This window comes from Amycolatopsis bartoniae, assembly GCF_014191255.1.
Lineage (GTDB): Bacteria > Actinomycetota > Actinomycetes > Mycobacteriales > Pseudonocardiaceae > Amycolatopsis_E > Amycolatopsis_E bartoniae.
Genome location: NZ_JACHWH010000008.1, coordinates 208,732 through 228,638 on the forward strand (window position 1 = coordinate 208,732; position 19,907 = coordinate 228,638).

Annotated in this window: 17 protein-coding genes; 6 read left to right on the forward strand and 11 right to left on the reverse strand. The window is 72.6% G+C overall.

Annotated elements, in window-relative coordinates; all coding sequences use genetic code 11:
- Positions 1-51: 51 nt before the first annotated feature.
- Both FHX82_RS29420 and FHX82_RS29425 read right to left on the reverse strand, forming a co-directional pair.
- Positions 52-3,261, reverse strand: a complete 3,210-nt coding sequence (locus FHX82_RS29420) for an ATP-dependent helicase (RefSeq protein WP_145938313.1) — start codon at positions 3,259-3,261, stop codon at positions 52-54.
- Positions 3,258-6,416 carry an ATP-dependent helicase gene (locus FHX82_RS29425; RefSeq protein ID WP_145938312.1) on the reverse strand — a complete coding sequence of 1,053 codons (3,159 nt, stop codon included), beginning with the start codon at positions 6,414-6,416 and terminating at the stop codon, positions 3,258-3,260. Before FHX82_RS29425 ends, FHX82_RS29420 begins: the two co-directional genes overlap by 4 nt.
- Positions 6,417-6,479: 63 nt before the next feature.
- On the opposite strand from FHX82_RS29425, the gene FHX82_RS29430 reads away from it, so the two are divergent.
- A complete protein-coding gene (locus tag FHX82_RS29430) occupies positions 6,480-6,767 on the forward strand; it encodes an MGMT family protein (protein WP_145938311.1) in 288 nt (95 codons plus the stop codon).
- A 48-nt stretch (positions 6,768-6,815) separates the two neighbouring features.
- Positions 6,816-7,583: a siderophore-interacting protein gene (locus tag FHX82_RS29435; protein WP_145938310.1), complete on the forward strand. Its 768-nt coding sequence runs from the start codon at positions 6,816-6,818 to the stop codon at positions 7,581-7,583.
- A gap of 9 nt (positions 7,584-7,592) precedes the next feature.
- On the opposite strand, the gene FHX82_RS29440 is transcribed toward FHX82_RS29435, so the two are convergent.
- The gene (locus FHX82_RS29440; RefSeq protein WP_145938309.1) at positions 7,593-8,393 is read right to left on the reverse strand and encodes a uroporphyrinogen-III synthase; all 801 of its coding nucleotides are present in this window, start codon (positions 8,391-8,393) and stop codon (positions 7,593-7,595) included.
- The gene (locus FHX82_RS29445) at positions 8,386-9,351 is read right to left on the reverse strand and encodes a helix-turn-helix transcriptional regulator (protein WP_145938308.1); all 966 of its coding nucleotides are present in this window, start codon (positions 9,349-9,351) and stop codon (positions 8,386-8,388) included. The genes FHX82_RS29440 and FHX82_RS29445 overlap by 8 nt, the downstream gene beginning before the upstream one ends.
- A 61-nt stretch (positions 9,352-9,412) precedes the next feature.
- Between FHX82_RS29445 and FHX82_RS29450 the strand changes: the two genes are divergently transcribed.
- Complete coding sequence (locus FHX82_RS29450) at positions 9,413-9,787, forward strand: DUF3224 domain-containing protein (protein WP_145938307.1); 375 nt, start codon at positions 9,413-9,415, stop codon at positions 9,785-9,787.
- Positions 9,784-10,902 carry a winged helix DNA-binding domain-containing protein gene (locus FHX82_RS29455; RefSeq protein WP_229881317.1) on the forward strand — a complete coding sequence of 373 codons (1,119 nt, stop codon included), beginning with the start codon at positions 9,784-9,786 and terminating at the stop codon, positions 10,900-10,902. Before FHX82_RS29450 ends, FHX82_RS29455 begins: the two co-directional genes overlap by 4 nt.
- 13 nt (positions 10,903-10,915) lie before the next feature.
- On the opposite strand, the gene FHX82_RS29460 is transcribed toward FHX82_RS29455, so the two are convergent.
- The gene (locus tag FHX82_RS29460; RefSeq protein WP_145938306.1) at positions 10,916-11,563 is read right to left on the reverse strand and encodes a GntR family transcriptional regulator; all 648 of its coding nucleotides are present in this window, start codon (positions 11,561-11,563) and stop codon (positions 10,916-10,918) included.
- A gap of 90 nt (positions 11,564-11,653) precedes the next feature.
- Between FHX82_RS29460 and FHX82_RS29465 the strand changes: the two genes are divergently transcribed.
- Entirely contained in the window at positions 11,654-13,069 is a 1,416-nt protein-coding gene (locus tag FHX82_RS29465) for an NCS1 family nucleobase:cation symporter-1 (RefSeq protein ID WP_145938305.1), read from the forward strand.
- Entirely contained in the window at positions 13,066-13,785 is a 720-nt protein-coding gene (locus FHX82_RS29470; RefSeq protein WP_222425999.1) for an aspartate/glutamate racemase family protein, read from the forward strand. The genes FHX82_RS29465 and FHX82_RS29470 overlap by 4 nt, the downstream gene beginning before the upstream one ends.
- Before the next feature lie 46 nt (positions 13,786-13,831).
- Here the strand turns inward: FHX82_RS29470 and FHX82_RS29475 are convergent, their stop codons facing one another.
- The 6 genes from FHX82_RS29475 to nirB all read right to left on the reverse strand — a co-directional run bounded on the left by FHX82_RS29475 (position 13,832) and on the right by nirB (position 19,901).
- Complete coding sequence (locus FHX82_RS29475) at positions 13,832-14,482, reverse strand: hypothetical protein (RefSeq protein ID WP_145938304.1); 651 nt, start codon at positions 14,480-14,482, stop codon at positions 13,832-13,834.
- Positions 14,483-14,500: 18 nt separating this feature from the next.
- Complete coding sequence (locus FHX82_RS29480; protein ID WP_183176901.1) at positions 14,501-14,758, reverse strand: hypothetical protein; 258 nt, start codon at positions 14,756-14,758, stop codon at positions 14,501-14,503.
- 523 nt (positions 14,759-15,281) lie between these two features.
- Positions 15,282-15,953, reverse strand: coding sequence for a sirohydrochlorin chelatase (locus FHX82_RS29485; protein ID WP_145938838.1), 672 nt, complete (start codon positions 15,951-15,953; stop codon positions 15,282-15,284).
- The gene (locus FHX82_RS29490) at positions 15,950-17,053 is read right to left on the reverse strand and encodes a uroporphyrinogen-III synthase (protein WP_145938837.1); all 1,104 of its coding nucleotides are present in this window, start codon (positions 17,051-17,053) and stop codon (positions 15,950-15,952) included. Before FHX82_RS29490 ends, FHX82_RS29485 begins: the two co-directional genes overlap by 4 nt.
- Positions 17,050-17,388, reverse strand: coding sequence for a nitrite reductase small subunit NirD (gene nirD, locus FHX82_RS29495; protein ID WP_145938836.1), 339 nt, complete (start codon positions 17,386-17,388; stop codon positions 17,050-17,052). The genes FHX82_RS29490 and nirD overlap by 4 nt, the downstream gene beginning before the upstream one ends.
- A complete protein-coding gene (gene nirB / locus FHX82_RS29500) occupies positions 17,385-19,901 on the reverse strand; it encodes a nitrite reductase large subunit NirB (RefSeq protein ID WP_145938835.1) in 2,517 nt (838 codons plus the stop codon). The genes nirD and nirB overlap by 4 nt, the downstream gene beginning before the upstream one ends.
- Between the last annotated feature and the right edge of the window lie 6 nt (positions 19,902-19,907).

Sequence of the window (19,907 nt, forward strand, 5' to 3'; positions counted from 1 at the left end):
TCCCCCGGACGCGGTCAGCAGCCGATCACCACGACGGGGCTCCGCCGCGGCTCAGCCCTCCGGCACGCTTCGCAGCAGGTCCCGCAGTCCGTCGGCGTCCAGCAGGTCCACCGGGCGCAGCGTCGCATCCTCCCGCACGTAGTGGAAGGCCGCGCGCACCTTCTCCAGCGGCGTGCCCGACAAGGAGGCCCACGCCAGCCGGTACGCCGCCAGCTGCACGCTCAGCGACCGCAGCCGCGCCGGTTCCGGTACCGCGCCGGTCTTCCAGTCCACCACCGTCCAGCCGCCGTCGGGATCGGCGAACACCGCGTCCATCCGGCCGCGCACGAGCACGCCGTCGATCTCCGTGGAGAACGGCACCTCCACCTCGTGCGGCGTCCGCACCGCCCAGCTGCTCGCCTCGAACGCCGCCCGCAGCTCGTCCAGCGCCTCGTCCGGCGCGGCGTCCTCGTCCGCGGCGCCGGGCAGGTCTTCCAGCTCCAGCAGGCGTTCGCCCTCGAACCGCCGCTCCAGCCAGCCGTGGAAAGCCGTGCCACGGCGGGCGAATGTGTTCGGCGGCACTGGCAGCGGCCGCCGCAGCCGCCGGGCGAGCCCGCCCGGGTCGGCGGCCAGCTCCACCAGCTGGCTCACCGACAGGTGCCCCGGCAGCGTCACCTCCTCGCCCGCGCCCGCGTTCGCCGCGCGCTCGGCCAGCAGGACATCGGTGTCGGCGATCCAGCCGTCCGGATCGTCCTGCTCGTCCACGGGTTCGGCGTCCATCGCGGCCAGCACCATCCGCACGCCCTCGGCCACCGCGTCCCGGCGGCCGCCGAGTGGATCCACCGGCCACCGCGCCGTCCGGGACTGTGTGACGAGCGGGTTCTCCTCGTCCTCCGGCGGCTCGTCGGCCCACACCGCGCGCGTGCCGACGCCCATCTCCGCCAGTTCCAGCAGGAAGTCCGACGGTCCCTTGGGGCGCGAGCTGGTCTCGTTCCACCAGTGCCCCGACACGACCAGCGCGTGCTCGGACCGCGTCAGCGCGACGTAGCACAGCCGCCGCTCCTCCTCGGCCTCCCGCTCGGCGAAGCTCTGTTCGTGGATCTCGAAGGCTTCGGTGATCTCCTTGCGGTCCATTCCGGACGACACCTGGAGCTTCGGCAGGTCCTGGGAGTCGCCACGCAGGTGCGCCGGCAGGGAGGTCACCGTCCGCAGCCACGACGACGAGCGGCGCTTGTTCGGGAACACGTCCTTCGACAGGTGCGGCACGGCGACGACCTGCCACTCCAGCCCCTTCGCCGCGTGCGCGGTGAGCACCTGCACGCGGTCCGGCAGCACCTCGACCTCACCCGGGGTCAGCCCGTCCTCGGCGTGCGCGGCGGTCAGCAGATAGTCCACAAAGGACATCAGCGTGGCGTCCGGTGACGTCTCGGCGAAGTCCGCCACCACGTCCGCGAACGCGTCGAGGTGTGCCCGCCCCGCGCCGCCCGGCCGGGCCAGCGACTCGACGTCGAGCAGCATCGTCCGTTCCACGTCCGCGACCAGCTCGGGCAGGGACTGGTCCAAGCGCCGACGCAAACCGGACAGTTCGGCGGCGATCCTGCGGATCCGCTCGTAACCGTCGGCGGAGTACCGCGCCGGGTCGCCCGGGTCGTCCAGCGCATCCACGAGGCCCGTCTGCTCGGCGCGTTCCACGAACAGCTCATCCACAGTGGACTCCGCGGTCGGCGGCGGCGCGGCGATCTCGTTGGCACGCCGCCACAACGCGGCGAGGTCGGACGCCGAGAGGCGCCAGCGTGCTCCGGTCAGCAGCCGGGCGGCCGCGGTGCCCGCGAGCGGGTCGGCCAGCACCCGCAGAGTGGCGACGAGGTCGGCGACCTCGGGCTCGTCGAGCAGCCCACCGAGACCGACGACCTCCACCGGCAGGTCGCGTGCCCGCAGTTCCGCCGCGATCGGCGCCATGTCGGCGCGACGGCGCACGAGCACGGCGGCCGTCGGCGGTGAGCCGTTCGCGTCGAGGTGCGCGAACCAGCGGCGGGCGAGCGCGTCGGCGACCCACTCGCGTTCGGCGCGGATGTCGCGCAGCAGCGCGTATTCGATGTCCGCCGGGCCGGCGCCGTCCCGCGCACGCAGGCGTGCCACGCCCAGGCCGCGCGCCCGCAGCGGTTCGGCCATCCCGTTGGCCAGCGTCAGCACCTCTGGCGGGTTGCGGAAGCTCGTGAGCAGGCCGTACTCCCGCGCCGGGGCGAGGCGATCGCCGTCGCGGCGCGGGAAGTCGGTGGTGAACCGGGGCAGGTTCGCCGCGCTCGCCCCGCGCCAGCCGTAGATGGCCTGTGCCGGGTCGCCGACCGCGGTCACCGGCAGCGGCAGGTTTTCGACACCGCCGAACAGCGAGCGCAGCAGGATGCGCTGGGCGTGCCCGGTGTCCTGGTACTCGTCGAGCAGCACCGCGCCGTACCGGTCACGTTCACCGCCCGCGACCTCGGCGTGGTCGCTCGCCAGCTGCGCCGCCAGCGACATCTGGTCGGCGAAGTCGAGCGCGCCCTCGGCCCGCTTGCGCCGGTGGTAGCTCTCGATGAGCGGGATCAGCGACAGCCGGAACCGTTGTGCGGCGGCGATTTCGCCCAGCGCCTTGGGCAGCGCGGCCCGCTGTCCCTTCGCCCGTGGGGCCGTCTCGATGAGGTCGCACAACCACTTGCTGTAGTCGGCGAGCTGCTGTTCGGTCACCAGGTGCTCGCCCAGCTCCCCCGCGAGCGCCAGCAGCTGCGCCGTCACCGAGGCGGGCACCCGGTCGGTGTCGAGGTCACCGTCCCAAGTGGACACCACGCGGTGCGCGAGCTGCCACGACGACGTCTCCGACAGCAACCGCACGCCGGGCTGGACCGGTAGGCGCAGCCCGTGCTCGGACAGCAGCCGCCCGGCGTACGCGTGGTACGTCAGCACGGTCGGCTCGCCCGCGGCCACCGCGGTGCGCAGCCCGCCGCCGGGGTCGACGCGGTCCAGCAGGCCCGAACCGGCGAGGCGGCGCAGCCGCGCCCGGACACGTTCGGCGAGCTGCCGCGCGGCCTTGCGGGTGAACGTCAGGCCCAGCACGCGTTCCGGCGTCACGACCCCGTTGGCGACGAGCCACACGACGCGGGCGGCCATGGTCTCGGTCTTGCCCGCCCCGGCGCCCGCGACGACGAGGGCGGGCTCGACGGGCGCCGCGATCACGGCTGCCTGTTCGGGCGTGGGCGGGTGGAGTCCGAGCGCGGCGGCCAGCTCGGCCGGGCTGACGCGCGTCATCCGCCGGTCACCTGCCGCCCCTCCGGCCGCAGCGGGCAGGATCCCTTGGCGGGACAGCGATCGCAGTCGACGTTCTCGTTCGCCTGGTACTCCGGCCCGGTCGCGGACTGCGCGACCTCGCGGACCAGCTCCAGCCACCGCTTGCCGCTGTCGTCGTCCAGTGGCGGCTGTTCCCGCTGCGTGGCACCGGTCTTGTTGTGTGACTTCGCGAGGTACACCAGCCGGGCGCCGCCGGGCTGCTTGCCCTCGCCGAAAGCGCCCAGCAGCACCGAAAGCTGGTACGCGGCCAGCTGCGGGTGCAGCTCGGCGTCGCCCGCGCTGACCGGCGTCTTGCCCGTCTTGAGGTCGATGATCACCGGGCGATCGTCCTTGTCGGACTCCAGCCGGTCGACGCGCCCGCGCAGCCGCACGAGCAGCCCGTCGTTACCCACCGGCAGCTCGACCTCGATGTCCTGCTCCACGCCCAGCTGCACCAGCTCCTGGCGGCTGTTCTCCAGCCACGCCAGGAAGTTGCGCACCATCTGCTCGACGCGGTTGCGCTCACGCCGGGAGAACCAGGGGGCGCCGGCGTCGACCTTCGCCCAGGCTTCGTCGAGCGCCTGCCGCAGGCCCTGGTCGTCGAGGCCGTCCGCGGCCGCCTGCGCCAGGCCGTGCACGAGGGTGCCCGTGATCGCGGCGAGCTGCGCCGGGTCGCTGCCGCCGTGCCGCTCGATCAGCCAGCGCAGGGGACACTTCACCAGCGTGTCCACTGTCGACGGCGAGATGCGCACGACGTCGCCCGTGCCGTACAACGGGTCCTCCGACGACACCTCGCCGGTGCCGTACCAGGAGCCGGGATGGGCGCCGGGAACTCCGGCCTCCGCGAGTCGCGCGAGCTGGCGCGCGGCTCGTTCGCGGCGCTCGGGCTCGGTCTTCTCGTCGCACACCGCGCGCCGCAGCTCGCCGACCAGCTCGGCCAGCACGAGGGAGCGGCCCGGCGGCTTCATGCGCGAGTCGGACTCGTCGGAGTTGTTGGGCTCGATGTCGTCGAGGAACCGCGACGGCTGCTCGTCCTCCCCCGCCACCGCGCTCACCAGCAGCGTCCGCCGCGCGCGGCTGGCGGCGACGTAGAACAGCCGTCGCTCCTCCGCCAGGATGGGTGCCGTGGCCGAGACGCCGTCACTGTCCACACCGGACAGCAGGTCCACCAGACGTTCCACGCCCAGCAGGGAGCCCCGCAGCCGCAGGTCCGGCCAGCTGCCTTCCTGCACCCCGGCGACCGCGACCACCGTCCATTCGCGACCGGCGGCACCGTGCGCGGTCAGCAGGGACACGCCCTCGCCCCGCGCCGCGACGGGCGCCAGGCTGTCGCCCGCGATGTTCTGCGAAGACAGGTACTCCGCGAAGGCCGCCACGCTCGCCTTGGGCAGCCGGTCGGCGTAGCGCCCGGCGGCGTGGAACAACGCGACGATGGCGTCGAGGTCGCGGTCGGCCTGCGAACCGAGCGAGCCGCCCCGCGCCGACTGCCGCAGCAGCCGGTTCTGCAGCCCGCTCTCCTTCCACAGCTCCCACAGCACCTGCTCGACGGGCGCGCCCCGGCGGACGGCGTTCGCGGTCACCTGCAGTAGTGCGCCGACGCGCTGGATCGGCGCGGCCTCCGCGGCCGCCAGTCCGGCGAGCTTGTCGTTGTCCAGCAACACTTCCAGCAGCAGCTCGTCACTGGAGCGCTCACCGCCCGCGGCGAGTTCGAGGCGCCGCAGACCGCGGCGCATCCGCCGCAGCGCCAGCGGGTCGGCCCCGCCGAGCGAGGACGACAGCAGCATCTCGGCGAGGTCGACGTCGAGCACGGCGGGGTCCACGGCGATGCGCAGGATCGCCAGCAGCGGCCGCACCGCGGGCTGCTTGGCCAGTGGCAGCTCCTCGGCGGCCGACGCGATCGGCACGCCCGCGGCCCGCAAAGCCCGCTGCAGCACGGGGAACGAGCGGCCCGGCGAACGCACCAGCACCGCCATCTCCGACCACGGCACGCCGTCGTTGAGGTGCGCGCGGCGCAGTTGGTCGGCGACCCAGCTCGCCTCGGCCGACGGCGTGGGCAGCAGCCGGACCTTCACCGCGCCCTCGCCGTCGCCCGGTGTGGGATAGCGGTGGGAGTTGGTGCCCGGCAAGGTGTGGGCGAGGCGCGCGACGGCGGCGTGCACCTCGGGGGTCAGGCGGTGCGCGCGGGTCAGCGTGATCGTGCGGCCGCCGTCGTCGGCGTCGGTCAGCAACGCCGGATCCGCGCCGCGGAAGGAGAACACGGCCTGGTCCGGGTCACCGGCGACGACGAAGTCTTCGGCGGCGGAACCGAGCAGGCGGATGAGCCGGAACTGCAGGTGGTCCAGGTGCTGGGCGTCGTCGACGAACACGTGCCGGATCCGCGCCTGCTCGCGGGCGAGCAGGTCGGGGTCGCCCTCCATCTCCACCAGCGCGCTGGCCACCAGCTCCGCGGCGTCGAGCGCGGGCGCGCCACCGGCGCTGGAGAGGATGGTGACCTCCTCGTACTGGCGCCAGAACACGCCCGCGGCGACCCACTGCGGGCGGTCGGTGCGCCGGCCCAGCTTCACCAGGTCCTCCGGCCCCAGCCCGCGCTCGGCGGCACGCAGGAGCAGGTCGCGCAGCTCCTCGGCGAACCCGGGCACGGCCAGCGCCGGACGCAGCTGCTCCGGCCAGTCGGGCGCGCCCTGCGCCAGGTCGCCGGCGAGCAGTTCACGGACCACCACGTCCTGTTCCGGGCTCGACAACAGCCGGGGCGGCGGGTCGCCGAGGGCGTTGGCCTGCAGGCGCAGCAGGGCGAACGCGTACGAGTGCACCGTGCGGACGATGGGCTCACGGATGGTGCGGCCGTCGGCCCCGGACGTGCTGCGGCGCGTGATGTCGGCGCGCAGCGCGTCGGCGGCCCGGCGGGAGGTGGTGAGCACCAGCAGGCTCTCGGGGTCGGTCCCGGCGTCGATCCGGGCGGCGACGGCCGTGGCCAGCAGCGACGTCTTGCCCGTACCCGGACCGCCGAGGACCCGGACGAAGCCACGGGGCCGTTCGATGACCGCGCGAGCGGCCGGCTCCCACGAGTGCGGGTGCAGCGGTTCGGCGGGACGGCGGACCAGCCGCGCCCGCCGGACCGCCGTCCCGCGCGCGTTCATGCCTGTCAGGAAATCATGCCGGGATGACGTACCCGTGCACCGGCACGCGCGTACTTTTGACGAGTGGACGAACAGCTGCACGAGCGGGTGCGGGATGTGATCGCTTCGGTGCCGCCCGGCCGGGTCGCCACGTACGGCGACATCGCGGCCATCGCGGGTGCGTCCACGCCCCGGCTGGTCGGTCGCGTGCTCCGCGAGGACGGGCACGACCTGCCGTGGCACCGGATCCTGCGTGCGAACGGCACGCCCGCGCCGCACCTGGTGCACCGGCAGCTGGAGCTGTTGCGCGCGGAGGGTGTGCTCGCGGACGGGCAGCGGGTGGACCTGCGGACGTACCGCTGGCGGGTGTGACTCGGACTACTCTTTCCGGGTCGGCAGTCTTAGGTTAGCCTTCCCTTTGTGGTCTTCTCCCTGGCTCAGGTGACGCAGGTGCGCCGGCTCACGCCCCACATGGCCCGGATCAGCCTCGCGGGTGACGAGCTGAGGCGGCTGACGGTGGCCTGCCCCGACGCGTACGTCAAGCTGTTCTTCCCGCGCCCGGGGCAGGAGCGCCCGGTGCTGCCGGAGCTGGCGCGCGACTCGTGGTACCAGTCGTACCTGGCGATGCCGGACGACGTACGGCCGCCGATGCGCACGTACACGGTGCGCGCTCATCGCGGTGCGGAGATCGACATCGACTTCGTGCTGCACGGCGACACCGGTCCGGCGAGCCGGTGGGCGCTGGGCGCGCAGCCGGGGGACACGATCGCGTTGTTCGGTACGGGCGGGTTGCACACTGTTCCGGCGGGCACGGACTGGCAGCTGCTGATCGGCGACGAAACCGCGGTGCCCGCGATCGGCGCCATCCTGGAGCGGCTCGCGCCGGGCACGGTCGCGCGGGTGTACATCGAGGTGGACGACCCCGCGGAGCAGCAGCGCTTCACCACCCTGGGTGACGTGCAGGTGCACTGGGTGCACCGGCAGTCCCGCCCCCACGGCGAGCGGCTGCTGAACGCGGTCCGCCTGGCCGCCCTCCCCGGCGGCACCCCGTACGGCTGGATCTCGGGCGAGGCGGGCATGGTGAAGTTCGCCCGGCGCCACCTGGTGGGCGACCGGGGCTTCCCGAAGAGCGCGATCACCTTCACGGGCTACTGGCGCCGAGGCATCACCCACGACAACCTGGTCTGACGGGCCCCGTCACGCCCCCAGCTCCGCCACCAGCAGCTTCACCAGCGCGCCGAGCCGCTGCCGTTCCGGTTGCAGCGTCGGCACTCCCGCCTCGGTGAGCGGCGCCGCCGTGACCGGGCCGACGCAGGCGCACACCACGTCACCCCGCAGCGCCGCCAGCAGCTCCTCGTACGCGCCGCGCTCCCGCGCGAGGCTCAGCAGGTTCGCCGTCGCCGGGGCGCTCGTGAACGCCAGTGCCTGCACCCGCCCCGACAGCACCCCGTCGAGCAACCGCTGCGCCGGGTCCAGGTCCGCGGGCCACTCCCACCGGTACGGCTGCACCTCGATCACCCGCGCACCCGCCTCCACCAGCCGCTGCGTCTCCGGCAGCACCGACCCGTGCAGCTGCACCGCCACCCGCCTGCCCGCCACCCCCGCCGAGAGCAGGTGCGCGAACAGCTGCCGGTTGCTCTCCTCCGGCGCCGACCACTCCTCTGTCAGCCCGCGCCCGCGCACCGCGCCCTTGCCCTTGGGGCCGCGCGTGAAGATCCGCGCCTCCCGCAGCACGTCGAGCAGCCTGTCCGACACGCCCCAGCCGTCGGCCGCGTCGAGCCAGCCGCGGAAACCGGCGCCTGTCGTCACCGCCAGCACGTCGACTCCGGCGAGCACTTCGTCCGTCGCCGCGCGGAGGTGGTCGTCGTCGGGCAACGGGACGATGTGGATCGTCGGCGCGTGCCGGACCGTGGCGCCGTGCCGTTCCAGCGCCGTGATGAACTCGTCCGCACGCCGCTCCGCGGTCACGCCGATCGTCACGCCGGTGAGGTCACCCATAGCTCGCCCCCATCTTCGCGACCGCGGCCGCCACCTCGGCCCGCAACTCGGGCGGCTCCAGCACCTGCAGCTCAGGCCCGAACCGCAACAGCTCGCCGAGCGCCGGAGCGCCCGGTTCCACCGGTAACTCCACTCGCAACCACCCGTCCTCGTCCGGCTCGTTCCGGCATTCCCGCAGAGCGCGGGCGCCGACCACTCCCAAGTAGAAAGGTACGAGGTCCCGGCCCAGTCGCGACAGACGCACCACGGCGATCCGGGGATACAACCGCCTTTCAAAGCTCTCCGACCACTCCCGCCAGTACGCCGCGAGGTCGAAATCGGACGGTCGCTCGAACCGTTCCCCCAACTCCGGCGCGGAGATCCGTGACACCCGGTACGTCCGCACGCCGTTGCCGGCCCGCGCGGCGAGGTACCAGTTGCCCGCCTTCAGCACCAGCCCCAGCGGTTCCAGCACGCGGTCGACCTCGCTGCCGTCCCACCGCCGGTAACGCGTCGTGAACAGGCGGCACTCCCACACCGCCCGCGCGATCTCCGCGAGGTGTGGCAGGCTCTCGACGCCCCGGAACCAGCCGGGCACGTCGAGCAGGAAGCGCTCGGCGACTTGCCCGGCGCGGTCGCGCAGTTCCTCCGGCAGCGCCGCGTAGAGCTTCAGCTGCGCAGCGGCGAGCACCGTGCCGAGCCCCAGTTCCGCCGCCGCCACGGGCAGTCCGGCGAGCGAAAGCGATTGCGCCTCCTCCTCGGTGAGCCCGGTCAGGCGCGTCCGGTAGCCGCCGACCAGCTGGTACCCGCCCGCGCGGCCGCGATCCGCGTACACCGGCACGCCCGCGGCCGAGAGCGCCTCGATGTCGCGGTACACCGTGCGCACCGACACCTCCAGCTCCGCTGCCAGCTCGTCGGCCGTCATCCGGCCCCGGTTCTGCAACAGCAGCAACACCGACAGCAACCTGCTCGCCCGCATGTTCCCCATTGTCGCCGAAAACCTGACAGAAGATGGCAGGTATGTGCGCGAAGCTGTGCGCATGACCGACACGTTCACCATGAAGAGCTGGGACGAAGCCGTTGTCGACGGGCCCGAGGACGGCCCGCGCTTCGCCCACGCGCACTGCACCTTCTCCTACCGCGGCCGCATCGAGGGCACGTCGGTGTGCGACTACCTGCTGTACTACCCGGGCGAGGGGCCCGGGCTCGGCTTCGAGCGGATCACCGGCAGCGTCGACGGCCGGAAGGGCAGTTTCGTCGTCCGGCACGAGGTAGGTTACGGAGCGGACGGAGTGCGCGGCACGTTCACCGTCGTCCCGGGTTCGGGCACCGGTGAGCTGGCCGGGCTGAGCGGCTCCGGAACGATCGAGGGAGCGAGCGAGACCATGTCGTACACCCTGGACTACCGACTGTGACTTTCGAAGTGGACCGCGAGCAGGTCCTCGCGTACCGGGTGGCGGCGCAGGGCCTGCACCGCACGGAATCCGACGCGGCCCGGCTCGCGGTCTTCGACCTCGGGCTGCAGAGCACGCAGCGTGACACGGCGGCGATCTCGCTGGCCGCCCGGCTGGACGGCCCGGTGCGCGAGGAGTCCTTTGTGGACGACCCGCGTTTCGTGCTCGCCTGGACCCACCGGGGCGCCCCGCACTTCCACCGCGCCGACGAGCTGCCGTCCGTCGTGGCGGCGCTCGTGCCGCTGGAGGAGGCGGATGCGATGGCGCGGATGGGCTGGCAGCGGCGGCAGGTCGAGGCCGCCGGGATGGGCGCGACGGAGGGCCTGTTCGCGGCGGCGCGGGCGGTCCGGAAGGTCGTCCGGAAGCCGATGAGCAAGGGCGCGGTGAGCACGGAGGTCACGAAGCTCGTGCCGCCCGGGTTGTCGTACTGGTGCCGCGGTTGCCAGGCCACGCACATCCTCGAACAGGTCCTCCGGCTGGCCGCGATCCACGGCGGCGCCTGCTTGGTGGCGGGCGAGTTCCCGGCGGTGCTCGCGCCGTTCAAGGGCCGGTTGCCGACGGCGCCGGACGTCGCGGCGGCCGCGTCGGTGGTGCGGAACTACCTGCGCCTGCACGGACCGGCCGGCCCTGGCGAAGCAGCGGGCTTCATCGGCACGACGGCGACGCTGGCGAAGAAGATGTGGCCCGCGGACCTGGTGGAAGTCCGTTACGCGGGCCGGAAAACGTACGTTCCGGCGGCGGAGGCCGACCTGCTGGCGAACCCGCCGGAGCCCGCCGTGGTGCGGTTGCTGCCGCCGTGGGACCCGTTCCTGCAGGCGCGCGACCGGGCGACGCTGGTGCCGGACAAGGCGCGGCAGAAGGAGGTGTGGAAGATCCTCGGCAATCCGGGCGCGCTGCTGGTGGACGGCGAGGTGGCGGGAACGTGGCGCAGCAAGGGAAGCGGGCGGAAGCGCTTGGACTTCACGATCACGCCGTTCGCGCCCCTTCCCCCGGCGGCACGCAAGGCCGCCGAGGAGGAGGCCGAACGGGTGGCGCGGGTGCGGGGGTTCGGGGACCTGCGGATGGTTTGGGCTTAGGTGGCAAGCGCCGTCATTCCGCCGGAAAGAGCAACGACAACGTCACCTCGCGGTTGACCCGCACGTGTTCCAGCGCGCAGGCCCGTGCGCGCTCCGGATCCCCGGACGCGATCGCCTCGTACAGCCGCCGGTGTTCGGCCAGCAGGTCGTCCCAGTGCTCGTTCTGCCCGGTCAGCCACGCCAGCCGCCCCTCCAGCGACTGCATCAGCGTCGACAGCAACCGGTGCCCGGCGACCGCCAGTATCTCGTCGTGGAACCGGTTGTTCGCCGCCGTGATCCGGCTGCCCTTACCGCTCTCCGTGGCGCGCGCGGCCTCCCGCAGCGTTGCCTCCAGCCGTGCCAGCCCCGCCTTCCCCGCGCGCTCCGCCGCCAGCCCGCACGCGAGCACCTCCAGCGCCTCCCGCACGTCGAACAGCTCTTCGACGTCCACTCTGGACAGTTGACGCACCACGACCCGACGCGGCGACGGGGTTTCCAGGAACCCCTCCGACTCCAGCGCGCGGATCGCCTCCCGCACCGGCAGCCGCGACACCCCCAGGTCCTCGGCCAGCTCCCGCTCGACGAGCCGGTCGCCCGGCTTGAGCCGGCCCGAGAGGATCCGGCCACGCAGCTCGTCCACCACCCGCTGCCGCACGACGGCCAGGGGTTTCTGGTTTAACACGAATGCAACCCGCCTCTCCCTTGACCTCCGGCCGCCAGTGTACGACCTTGGGAACACCAAGTTTGGTATCCCAAACCTCCGGAGGCGTCCGTGACCGCCGTCGAGACCGCGACTCAGACCCCACCAGACTCCCGCCTGTACAACGACGACCTCGCGCCCGCCCGTGAGCGGAAGTGGAAGGTCTACGACATCTTCGCGCTGTGGATGTCGGACGTGCACAACCTCGGCAACTACACGTTCGCGGCTGGCCTGTTCGTGCTCGGCCTGTCCGCGTGGCAGGTGTTCACCGCGCTGCTGTTCGGGTTCGTGATCATCTACGTCGGCATGAACCTGATGGGCCGCGTCGGGCAGCGGACGGGCGTGCCGTTCCCCGTGGTGGCCCGGATCAGCTTCGGCACGGCGGGCGCGAACCTGCCGGCCCTGATCCGCGCGGTGATCGCGATCTTCTGGTACGGCATCCAGACCTACCTCGCGTCGGTCGCGATCACGGTGCTGGTGCTCGCCATCGACCCGGGCCTGAAGTCGTGGACCGAGCACGGTTTCCTCGGCCTGCACGCGCTGGGCTGGATCTGTTTCGTGGCGCTGTGGGCGGTCCAGGCGCTGATCCTGACCCGAGGCATGGAGTCGGTGCGGAAGTTCCAGGACTGGTGCGGGCCCGCGATCTGGGTGGTGATGATCGCGCTCGCGGTGTGGATCCTCGCCGCCGGGCACTGGAGCATCTCGTTCACCGAGAGCCCGAAAGCGCTTTCCGGCGGTGAGCAGGTGCGCCAGTGGTTCGGCGCGGCCGGGCTCATCCTCGCCACCTACGGCACGCTCATGCTGAACTTCTGCGACTTCTCCCGGTTCACCCCGGACCAGAAAACGGTGCGGCGCGGCAACTTCTGGGGCCTGCCGATCAACTCCACGGCGTTCGCGCTGCTGTCGGTGATCGTCACCGCGGGCAGCCTCAAGGTGTTCGGCGAGGCGATCACGGACCCGGCGGAACTGCTGGCGAAGGTGCACAACACGCCGGTGCTGATCGTCGGCGCGCTGACGTTCGCGGTGGCCACGATGGGCGTCAACATCGTCGCGAACTTCGTCTCCCCCGCGTACGACCTGGCCAACATCTGGCCGAAGCGGATCAACTTCAGGACCGGCGGGATGATCAGCGCGGTGTTCGCGCTGTGCGTGCTGCCGTGGAAGCTGTACTCCTCGCCCGCGGTGGTGAACTACTTCCTCGGCGGCCTGGGCGCGTTCCTCGGGCCGCTGTTCGGGATCATGATCGTGGACTATTACCTGGTCCGGCGCGGGAAGGTGGACGTCACGGCGTTGTTCGACCCCGCGCCCGGCTCGCCGTACCACTACCGTCGTGGTGTCAACCCGCGTGCGCTCGGCGTGTTCGTGCCGACGGCCGCGCTGACCGCCGTGATCGCGCTGGTGCCGGTGTTCGAGCCGGCGGCGCCGTACTCGTGGTTCATCGGCACTGCCGTGTCCGCGCTCGCGTACTGGGCGGTGGCGCGGAGGTGACCAGGATCCTGGTGACGAACTGCAACACCACCGAGGCGATGACGAAGGAGATCGAGGCAGGCGCCCGTGCTGCGGCAAGCCCCGGAACCGAGATCGTCGCGTTGACGCCGTCGTGGGGGCCGGAGTCGGCGGAGGGCTGGCTGGACAGCTTCCTGTCGGCCGCCGCAGTGCTGGACCTGTTGCGCACCACGGAGGAAACGTTCGACGCGGTCGTGCTCGCGGGGTTCGGTGAGCACGGCCGCGAGGGCGCGCGGGAGCTGCTGGACGTGCCGGTCGTGGACATCACCGAGGCGGCCGCGCACCTGGCGTGTCTGCTGGGCCGTCGCTACGGGGTGGTGACCACTTTGGACCGAACGTGCGGGTTGATCGAGGAGAGCTTGCACGGGGCCGGGGTCGCCGCGCACTGCGTGGGTGTCGTCGGCTCGGGGTTGGGGGTGCTGGAGCTGGCGGACGAGGTGCGCACGGCGTCGGCACTGGTGACGACGGCTCGGCGGGTGCGCGACCGCGGGGCGGAGGTGCTGGTGCTCGGATGCGCGGGGATGACCGGGTTGGACCGGCGGATCAGCGCGGAGCTGGGCATTCCGGTGATCGACGGGGTCGCCGCCGCGGTGCGCTTGGCGGAGTCGTTGGTGGCGTTGGGACTGCACACCAGCCGGGCTGGGTATCCCAAGCCACTGCCGAAGTCCCGGCGGTGGGGTCCGTCCATGATGGACTGACCGCCCGAGTGCTCGTGCTCGGACGGTCAGCCTCCGGTGGATGGGCTCAGAAGGGGCCTCCTGGCCCACCGAAGTCTCCGAAACCGGGGCCGCCACCGAAGAAGTCGTGGTGGTGTCCGCCGAACCCGCCGAGGAGGGTGTCCATCAGCAGTGCCCCGCCCATGCCCGCCGCGCCCGCGACCAGCGCTGTCTTCCACCACGGGGTGCTGTACCAGCCCGCGGGGACCGCGCGGCCGCCGACGGTGCCGCCCGGGTAGTAGTACGGCGTCGCGTCGCCCGGGCGGGGCGAGGCGACGTACTCCTGCCCACCCACCGTCACCTGCCGCCGGGTGTCGATGCTGCCCGTCGCCTGCTGGGGCAGCGCCGGACCCGGGTCGAGGCCCAGTGCGGTCCTCGCCGCGCGGATGTAGTGCAGGCCCTCGACCGCGGTCTGCCCGGCCAGGTGGTACTGCATCGGCGTGCGGGCCTGCGCCAGCTCGACCGAAGCCGCGTTGTGCCGCTCGGCCGCGTCGCCGAGTGCCTGCGTCGCGGCGGCGTTGCCGGTGGCGTCGAGGTTGGTGATGCCCGCCGCGAGCCGGTCGATCCAGCGGCGCGCCTCGGCTTGGGCGTCGGACGGTGCCTCCCGCTGCGGACGCCGGAACGCCATGAACAGGCAGCCGGCGATCACCGCCACGAAGAGGAGGGTGAACAGTCCCATCGGAACCTCCGGGAGAACTCAGGTGGTTTGGCCCTGCCCCTGGTCGGCGGTGCCGGACTGGTCCTGCTGCTGACCGGGGAACCCGCCCATGCCGCCGCCGGGACCGTAGCCACCGGCACCGCCGGGGCCGAACTGGCTCGACGGCGTGCCGGAGCCGGACCCGGTCGAATGCCCAATGACGAACCCGACGCTGCCGCCGACGACGAGCGCCGCGGCCGCGAGGATGCTCGCGAGCCCGACGGACAACTTGTTCGCCGGCTTCTTGGCGGGGGGCACACCCGGAACGCCGGGCGGGGCAGGCGGGGTGGGAGTACCGGGCGGAACGGCACTTCCGCCCGGCCATCCCGCGGGCGGGGTGGTGGTCCCGGAGGTTGCGGAAGCTGCCTCGGCCGACGCCGAGCCAGGCCATCCCTCGCCCACTCCACCTCGATCACCGGCTTCCCCGGTCATCCTGGTGCTCGGCACGCGCCGCACCGGGCGCTCCTTGTCGGGCCAGGCCGGTTCCGACACGACGACGGCGGTGGTCGCGTCGGTACCGGTGGAGGAGGCGGGTGGGGCGGGCGGCGCCGTGGGGGCTGCGGTAGCCGTGGCCGCCCCACCCTGTCCGGCCGGTCCGTACTGGGCCGGCCCGCTGGGGGTGGCGAAGCTCTCCGTCTGCGCCTGGCCCTCGCGGGAGGCACGCTGCGCGGGGTCGTACGTCATCGGGTTCTCTCTTCGCGGAAGTCCGGTTGCTGACGAGATCGACCTTCGTCGCCGCGCCTGGGAAACCCGTGTGCGGAACCTACGAGTGAGCTGTGAGTCAGGCGGCGAGCGCGCCCCGGACTGCCTGCCGGTACCGCCGCACCACCAGCTCCACCACTCCCGCGTGGACCCCCAGCGGCGCGGCCACCACGTCGGCCCCCGCCTCGTCCAGCCGGCGCTGGAACAACCCCGGCGCCAGCAGCCACGACGCCACCGCCACCCGCCGCTTCCCGTACGACGCCACCGCCTCCGCCACCGAAGGACTCGCCGTCGCCGCGTAACCGATCCGCACGGGACTGTCCAAAACAGACCCCAGAGCGTCCGCCACGGTACGAACCTCCGCCAACGCCCGCCGGTCACTCGAACCCGCCGCCGCCAGCACCACCGCGTCGCCACGACGGTATCCCGCCGCCACCAGCCGTTCCCGCAACGCGCCGACCAGCTCCGGCGCCGGGCCGAACGCCTCCGTCAGCACGACGTTCCGGTGCCCGCTCGCCTCGATCTGCGCCGGGATGTCCACGCGCACGTGATATCCGGAAGCCAGGAACGCGGGCACGACCACCGCCGGGCCGCGCACCGAGCGCAACACCGAGGTCAAGTCCGGCTGCCGGACGTCCGCGTACGCCACGCGAACCGGTACCCCTACCTCGGCCTGCACCCGCGCCGCGAGCCGGGTGATGACCCGCGGGCCCGCCGGGTCACGCGTGCCGTGCGCCGCCAGCACGATCATCGCGCCACCGCCAGCCGGTAGCCCCGCTTCACGACGGTCTGCACGAGCCGCCCCTCCCCGAGCGCCGTGCGCAACCGGCCAATCGCCGTCTCCACCGCGTGTTCCTCCCCGCCGCCGGGCAACGCCGCCGTCAGCTCCCGCCGCGACACCACTCGCCCGGGCTCCCGTGCCAGCGCCCGCAGCACCGCCATGGGCGCGGGCGGGATCTCACACAGCTGACCGTCCACAATGGCCGCCTGCCCACGCAGCTCGATCTGCCGTCCCGCCGCGCACAACCGCGGCGAGCGGTCCGTCAACGCCTGCCCCACCGTCCTCGCCAGCGCGCCGATCCGCGCCCGGTCCGGCTGCACCGTCGGAATGCCCAGCGCCGCCAGCGGAGCTGCCGTGATCGGCCCGACGCACGCGACCAGCACCCGGTGCGTGAGCGCGTCGACCAGCGCCGCGTGCCGCCCGGTGCGCTTGGCCACCGCCAGCATGCTCGCCGCCGCCGGTGCGCTCGTGAACGGCATCGCGTCTATCCCGCCGTCGAGCACCGCGTCCAGCAACCGGTCCAGCGGGCCCGGGTCGGCGGGCCCCACCCAGCGGTACACGGGTACCTCGATCACCTCGGCCCCGGCCGCCCGCAGCGAGTCCACGAAGTACGGCAGCGGCTCGCCGTGCAGCTGCACCGCGACCCGCTGCCCCGCAACCCCCGAGTCGAGCAGGTGCTGCAACAACTCCGCGTTACTCTCCGACGCGGGTGAGTACTGTTCGGACAGTCCCGCCGCGCGGATCGCCCCGCGCGCCTTCGGTCCACGGGCGAGCAGCGTCGCCTTGTCCAGCCGTTGCAGCAGTTCCTCGCCCAGTCCCCAGCCCTCCGCCGCTTCGATCCAGCCCCGGAAGCCGATGCCGGTGGTCGCGACGACGACGTCCACCGGCTCCTCCAGCAAGCCGGTGGTCGCCGCGTACAGCTCGGTGTCGTCTGCCAACGGCACGATCCGGAGCGCCGGGCCGTACCGCACCGTCGCGCCCTTGCGCACCAGCAGGGCGCCGAGCTCGTCGGCGCGCCGGGCGGCGGTGATGCCCACCGCGAACCCGGCGAGCGGCGGGATCTGGGTCATGGATTGACGTGCACCACCCCGTCGGCGACGTGCACCTCGTACGTGCGGATGGCCACCGACTCGTCGTCGAGGCACACCCCGGTGCGCAGGTCGAACCGCTGCTTGAGCAGGGGCGAGGCCACGAACGGTGCACCGCCCACGTCGCCGACCAACCCTCGCGAGAGCACTGCCGCACGTGCGAACGGGTCTATATTGGACAGTCCATAGAGGTCGCCGCTCGCGGTCAGGAAGATCGCCACCTGCCTGCCGTCCGGCAGCAGGGCCGCGACCCCGCGGCCGGGGATCAGCCGCGCCAGCTCGCACACCACGACCGTCCGCGTCTGCATCGTGGTCATCGGGACACCACCTCCGGTACACCCAGCAGCACGGGAACCTTCTGCTCCCGCTCCGCGCTGAACGAGATCGTCGGATCAGGCGCGCCGGGCGCGTTCACGAAGGACGTGAAACGCGCGAGCTTCTCCGGGTCCTCCAGCACACCGCGCCACTCGTCGGCGTAGTTCTCCACGTGCTTGGCCATCGCCGCGTCGAGCTCCTCGCAGATACCCAGCTTGTCGTCCACGATCACCTCGCGCAGGTGGTCCAGGCCGCCTTCCATCTCCTCGATCCACGGCGCGGTCCGCTGCAGCCGGTCGGCGGTGCGCACGTAGAACATGATGAACCGGTCGATGTACCGGATGAGCGACTCCGAGTCCACATCGGACACCAGCAGTTCGGCGTGCCGAGGGAAGGTGCCGCCGTTCCCGCCGACGTAGAGGTTCCAGCCCTTCTCCGTCGCGATCACGCCGAAGTCCTTTCCCCGCGCTTCGGCGCACTCACGGGCACAACCCGAGACGCCGGCCTTGAGCTTGTGCGGTGACCGCAGGCCGCGGTAGCGCAGCTCCAGTTCCACCGCCATGCCCACGCTGTCCTGCACGCCGTAGCGGCACCACGTCGAGCCGACGCAGGACTTCACCGTGCGCAGCGACTTGCCGTACGCGTGCCCGGACTCCATCCCCGCGTCCACCAGCCGCTTCCAGATGTGCGGCAGCTGGTCGACGGTGGCGCCGAACATGTCGATCCGCTGTCCACCGGTGATCTTGGTGTACAGCCCGAACTCCTCGGCGACCTCGGCGATCACCTTGAGCTTCGCCGGGGTGATCTCGCCACCCGCGATGCGCGGCACCACCGAGTACGTGCCGTTGCGCTGCATGTTGGCGAGGAAGTGGTCGTTGGTGTCCTGCAGGCTCGCCAGCTCGCCGTCGAGGACGTGCACGCCGTCGCGCTCCGTGGTGCCGATCGTGGCGAGGATCGAGGCGACCGCGGGCTTGCAGATCGCGCAACCGGTGCCCGTGCCGTGCTTGGCGATCAGCTCGCCGAACGTGGTGATGCGGGTGGCCTTGATGATCTCGAACAGCTCCCGGCGCGAGTGCGTGAAGTGCTCGCACACCGCCTTCGACTGCACGACCCCGCACGCGTCGAGCAGCTTCGACAGCATCGGCACGCACGAACCACACGTCGTGCCCGCCCGCGTGCAGCCCTTGATCGCGGCGACGCTGTCGCAGCCCTGCGTGCGGATGGCCTCGGTGATCGCGCCCTTGGTCACGTTGTTGCACGAGCAGATCCCGGCCTCGTCGGGCAGCGCGTCGACACCGACCGAACCGGATGCACCCTCCGGAGCGAGCATCGCCGCCGGGTCGGCGGGCAGCGGGCTGCCGACGAGCGGGCGCAGCAGGTTGTACGCGCTCGCGTCGCCGACGAGGATCCCGCCGAGCAGGACTCCGTCCGGGGACACCACGAGCTTCTTGTAGTAGCCCGAAACCGCGTCGGCGAGCACGACCTCCAGCGCGCCTTCGGTGGCGGCGTGCGCGTCGCCGAAGCTCGCCACGTCGACGCCCATCAGCTTCAGCTTCGTCGACAGGTCGGCACCGGGGAACTCGCCGTCCTTGCCCAGCAGCTGCCCGGCGACGAGCTCCGCCATCGTGTACCCGGGCGCGACGAGCCCGTAGCAGCGGCCCTCGACCGCCGCGCACTCGCCGATCGCCCAGATGGCGGGATCGCTGGTGCGGCAGGCCGAATCGACGAGCACCCCACCACGCTCCCCCACGGCGAGCCCGGCTGCACGAGCCAGCTCGTCGCGCGGACGGACCCCGGCGGAGAACACGATCAGGTCGAGGTCCAGCTCGGTGCCGTTGGTGAGGCTCGCCGTCAGCCGGTCGCCGTCCGGCTCGATCTTCGCCGCGGACGTTCCTGTGTGGACGGTCAGGTCCAGCTCGGTGACGAGCTTGCGCAACAGGTTGCCGCCGCCGTCGTCGACCTGGATCGGCATCAGCCGCGGGGCCATCTCGACCACGTGCGGCGAGAGACCCATGTCCCGCAACGCCTTCGCCGCTTCCAGCCCGAGCAGCCCGCCACCGACGACCATCGCCGCCGCACGGCCGCGCTTACGGGCCTTGGCGTTCTCCACCGCCTCGCGGATAGCGTCGAGGTCCTCGATCGTCCGGTACACGAAGCAGCCGGGCAGGTCGTGGCCGGGCACCGGCGGTACGAACGGCTTCGACCCGGTGGCCAGCACGAGCGCGTCGTAGGTTTCGGTGTGCCCGCTCGCGGTGGTGACCGTGCGAGCCTCCCGGTCGACGGCCACCACCGGGTCGCCGAGCCGCAGCTCGACGCCGGTGTGCGCACCGAGGTCGAGTGCCTGCGCGTCCCAGCCGTCCACGTAGGACGTGAGCGCGACCCGGTCGTACGCCGGGCGGGGCTCCTCGCCGAGCACGACGACCCGCCACGTCCCCTCGGTGTCCGCCGCCCGCAGTTCCGCCACGAGCCGGTGTCCCACCATGCCGTGGCCGGCGACGACCAGTGTCCGCGTCATGACTCG